This window comes from Prevotella conceptionensis 9403948, assembly GCF_000312305.1.
GTDB lineage: Bacteria > Bacteroidota > Bacteroidia > Bacteroidales > Bacteroidaceae > Prevotella > Prevotella conceptionensis.
The window spans coordinates 379,685-383,130 of record NZ_HE999445.1 but is presented as its reverse complement, the minus strand read 5'-3'; the positions used below and the strand labels follow the sequence as shown (position 1 = coordinate 383,130).

Sequence of the window (3,446 nt, the reverse complement as noted above, 5' to 3'; positions counted from 1 at the left end):
GTGTTGCCCAAGTCGTCTATCGCCGTTTCAAGCAGCCTGTTAATCTCCTCCATCTCGTTATCCGCCTGATATTCGAAGAACACGCGCTTTACATTAGGAGCCGTTTTCAGTCTATGTGCCTCGGCGTAGGCCTGGGCCCTTTCCGTAACTTCGCTCAACAGCTCTGCATCGCGCCAATAGTCTGGCTCGTTTATTATCACCTCCTTCGCCATGATGTTGCGTTTCTGGCGCATGCCCAAAAGATTCATCAGCAGGTTTCGGTAAGCGTCGAAGTTAAACACTGCCGAGTCTTTGTTGGCCTTGTAGGTTACAAACACAGCCAACGGCACAAGCACCATCGTGGCCAACAGTTCGCCGAACCAAATGACCCAGATGCCGCGGCGCGCCATCTGATAGCCCGAATTGTCAAGGATGTAATACACGATGAACACCAACACCGACACGATAACGGGTATTCCCAACCCGCCCTTACGGATGATTGTGCCAAGCGGGGCGCCGATGAAGAAGAAAATAAGGCACGACAGGGACAACACAAACTTCTTGTACATCTCTATCTTGTGCTGCCTTATCATGCGGTTAGCATCTTCCGTCACCATCGCCTTGAACTCCAAGTCGGCATCCACGGCCTGCACTTGCGAACGGGCTATGCCCAACACACTTCGCTTTCCGTCGTTATTCAGTCGGGCAAAGGCACTATCCACGTTAAAAGTCTTCTTTCCTGCCTCCTTTATGGCGGCCAAAGTGTCGGTTCGACTGAGGCCCGACGTGTTGTAATAGCTCATCTGCACCTCATTATAAAACACGCGCCCAATACTGTCGTTGTTATGTTGCAGCGAGTCGAGGTCGCGATACAGCTTTGCCAATCCTTTTCCACGAGCATCGCCCGAGAACAAAGCGGCATCCGTCATATCAAAGTCGCCATTAAAGTCTATGAGCGTTTTCTTCTCCAAGAAAGTCTCCCTTCGGAAGGGCGCGGCAGCATCCCTACCCACCTCTTGCGCTTGATTAGAGAACCATTCGCCGTTCCACAACGTGAGCAACAAGTGTTGTTTCTCGGCCGTTGTCTGCAACATGCCCGAGTCGGCCAATATAATTTCCGAGTCTTCGTAGCTATTGCTCATGCGGTAAATCATGATGCCATAGAACTTACCCGTCTTTACGTCTTTCTTTTGCACGTAGATGTTGCTGTTAGGAATGCCATCGTAGAACACCCCCTCGGGTATTTCCAGCTCCGGGTTCTTCTGTTTCATCGACACAAGCAGCTGCGAAAGCTTGATGGTTGAATAGGGGCCGATGTTGTTTTGGAACACAAACGACGTGGCAGAGATAAGGCAACTCACCACAACCAACGAGCTAAAAGTGCGCGTAAGCGAGATGCCGGCCGACTTGATGGCGGTTAGTTCGGAACTTTCGCCCAGGTTTCCGAAGGTGATGAGCGACGACAACAATATGGCTAGCGGCAAAGCTTGCGGCACCATCATCAATCCCATCCACCAAAAGAATTGTGCCAGCACCTCTATCGTCAGCCCCTTACCCACCAGTTCGTCTACATAACGCCATAGGAACTGCATCATCAGCACGAAAAGGCAGATGAAGAACGTTCCGAGAAACAACATCCCGAACTGCTTACAGATAAATATGTCTAGTTTCTTTATTCTCAACATGTCTTTGTTGTTAAGCCTTCCTCCCGTGGCTTTCTGTTTGCCGAGTGCAGCCTAATTGCTGCAAAATTACCACAAAAATATAAGAAACGGCAAGCTTACAGCCGATAATTTGTCCCTGCGCCTGCCCAACACAGCCTCGCCATAACATCTTTTACACATTCAACAAGCAAACCCTATTGATAAATTTACTATATTTGCGGCACAATCATAAACCTGTTATTTATGCGTAAACTGCTACTTACCATCAGCCTTTTCGTCACGGTCATGCTCCCAACCACCGCCCTTTGCCAAACGGCAAAGCCCGACAGCATGATGCCCAAAGACACTGTCCAAGCCGTCCAAACCACGCCCAAAGATAGCGTTCCGCTGAAACTAACCGACCGCATGCTGAAAGAAGTGGTGGTGTTCGGCTACAGACCACCAATCAAGTTCAAGCTAGATTTCTCCTCAGTAGAGTATCAACTCATGAGCATTCGGCCCTCCGACCTGAACTTCAACATCCTCGGTTTCCTCGGCTACCTTTTTAAATGGATAGGAAAAGGCCAACACCGCGAGACGAAAGCCGAACGCACTCAACGCCTCTTGCGCGAATACGACCTCATCCCACCGCAATTGCCTACGACAAAGAAGGCCGCAAAATAAGGAATAGGGACCGTTCCCTTCCGTCGTTGTTCACCCAGAACATCCTGAACTAAAAGCTAATCTCATTCATCTACGCAGAAAAGGGCGGCAGTTTGTTGTTGTTTGCCCCACCTCATTGTGCCTTCATCCTCACATTGCCAGCCCGAAAACATCTGGCATCCCCCCACTTCGGCATACTATTAACCTTCTTTTTCGTTCCTCGAAAAGTGTGTTTTCTCGCCATGACTATGTTCGAGCAAGCTAGACATTGTTCATTTGGCTTAACGAAAACGTTCTTTTCCCGTTCCTCTAAAAGTGCGTTTTCTCGCCATGACAATGTCCGAGCAAGTTCGACATTGTTCATTTGGCTTAACGAAAACGTTCTTCTTCGTTTCTCGAAAAGTGCGTTTTCTCGCCATGACAATGTCCGAGCAAGCTCGACATTGTTCATTTGGCTTAACGAAAACGTTCCCTTGAACATTATTCATAACGCGCGTGAGAGAAGACTTGCGCCAAGCATTTGCAAACGCTGTTCCCAACGTTTGCATTAACCTCTACAAGCAAAGTGGGGGCAAAGAGCACACCATCAAATCTCAAATATTTCGTTAAACATTGTTAACCCCCCCCTAAATTGTTAAATATGTTTTATAACTTTGGGCATTCTAACGAAAAAAGCATCAATCAACAACCCAGAAGAAATAAAATCAGAGTAAACAAATCACGACAATAACTTAAATTATTTCTTAAACAAATATCCTAAATTTAATTAGCAATGAACAAAAGTAGTAAGCATTTCAGCCCGCGCCTAACCATTACGGCGATGCTGATGTTTTTCTGTTTTGTCCTTCATGCACAGCATATCACCGTGACAGGAACGGTGACCGACACTAGCGGTGAGCCTGCCGTTGGTGCCACGGTGCAAGTGCAAGGGACGAAAGTAGGCAGTGTTACCAACCTTGACGGACAATATTCCATACAGTGTTCGCCAAATGCCACGCTCGAATTTAAGTACATCGGGTACGAAACGCAGACGGTGGCAGTGCATGGGCGCACGTCGATAGACGTTGCCTTGAAATCGCTTTCCACCGACTTGAACGAAGTTGTGGTGGTGGGTTACGGCACTCAAAAGAAGGTTAACGTAACGGGAGCCGCGAGCATGGT

3 protein-coding genes are annotated in these 3,446 nt (G+C 48.1%); 2 read left to right on the top strand and 1 reads right to left on the bottom strand.

Translation table 11 applies throughout. The features are described 5' to 3' along the window. Positions 1–1,664 (bottom strand): LptF/LptG family permease (locus BN93_RS05885; protein ID WP_044260004.1); only part of this gene is annotated, 1,664 nt, incomplete at its 3' end. A gap of 222 nt (positions 1,665–1,886) precedes the next feature. Here BN93_RS05885 and BN93_RS05880 point away from each other — a divergent pair. Next, positions 1,887–2,306, top strand: coding sequence for a hypothetical protein (locus tag BN93_RS05880; RefSeq protein ID WP_019187414.1), 420 nt, complete (start codon positions 1,887–1,889; stop codon positions 2,304–2,306). Positions 2,307–3,057: 751 nt separating this feature from the next. After that, positions 3,058–3,446, top strand: a 389-nt coding sequence (locus BN93_RS05870) for a carboxypeptidase-like regulatory domain-containing protein (RefSeq protein WP_044259928.1), incomplete at its 3' end; no start/stop codon positions are given.